Raw genomic sequence first — 1,115 nt, 5'->3', positions numbered from 1 at the left:
ATCGGATGTATTAAGCCTATCCTAGCCCGATAATAGCATTATGGGAAACCTTAGTCTATATTAAGATTGGAATTGACGTAAGCCGTCGCTACGCGGACAGCTTACCATAAGCGACTTGGTTAAACAGCTCCCNNATCGCCGCTCTACATATACAATGCTAAAAACTACCGTACATACATTCAACGACCTTGACAAATGGTTGTCCGACAACTTCTATTTTGAAGACGGACACGTTTTGGCAATAAAAGAAAATCCGCTTGAAATTATTGTTGGTTATAATGTGAAAGCAAATTATAAGGCAAATTCAGAAAGACACATCTTGCCTTTCAAAATTATTCCATCAAAAATTTATGAATGGACTTTTGACATAGATGTAACAAATGTTGGTGACGACAATTACATTGAATATATTGAAGCATGGGAAGTTGAAAATGGAATTTGCTTAGAGTTCGCTACACCTGCGATTTTTCGACTTGTTACAAACAGCCTTGAAATTGAAGAACAAGAACTAATAAAAACAACATTTAAGCCTTGGACAAGTGAGAAGGAAATATATTTGACCGCTGACCTTTCTGAAGTTCCGAGACCTTTATTTTGGAAAGAAAAATTAAGCAAATACGGACACGACATTCTGTTTCGTTATTATTCAGGTGAAGAAAGACAACCAGAGCAAGTTCCTTATCCAGACTATCAAGGTTACTATATACAACTTGCGGACAGAATTAGCTCGACACAAGAAGGTATTTTTCTCAAGCATATTAAAGTAGAAAACGGAAAATTTAGTTTGAATTTTGAAAACAAGGACGATAAATTGAAAAATGTTTGGAACGACTTAACAGCAATTCTTGCAGAATTTCCTAATGCTCAAATCAAAAGCGGAAATTGCGAGTTTACCGGGACAAAATGGAAACAATATTTAGCGGACAAACTATTACCGACAACAGAATAACAGGAAGCACAGCATATAACGGGAGACTGTAACATAAACTGTGTCAACCAATTTAATCGGCTCGTGCCATTCATCTATTGGTGGAGCAGTCATCCAAAATAAAGAAACTTAGAGTTTTTCGACCTCTTCGACAGAAAGCCCTGTGCCCTTAGCAATATCAGCTATA

Annotated in this window: 1 protein-coding gene; it reads left to right on the top strand. The window is 36.7% G+C overall.

Annotated elements, in window-relative coordinates; translation table 11 throughout:
- Positions 1-154 precede the first annotated feature (154 nt).
- The gene (locus B4H69_RS07215) at positions 155-949 is read left to right on the top strand and encodes a hypothetical protein (protein WP_070565936.1); all 795 of its coding nucleotides are present in this window, start codon (positions 155-157) and stop codon (positions 947-949) included.
- The last annotated feature ends 166 nt before the right edge of the window (positions 950-1,115 follow it).

The organism is Empedobacter sp. UBA6745 (assembly GCF_002453775.1).
GTDB classification, from domain to species: domain Bacteria; phylum Bacteroidota; class Bacteroidia; order Flavobacteriales; family Weeksellaceae; genus Empedobacter; species Empedobacter falsenii_C.
Note: the sequence above shows the minus strand (reverse complement) of the source record. Positions and strands in the feature narration are given on the sequence as shown.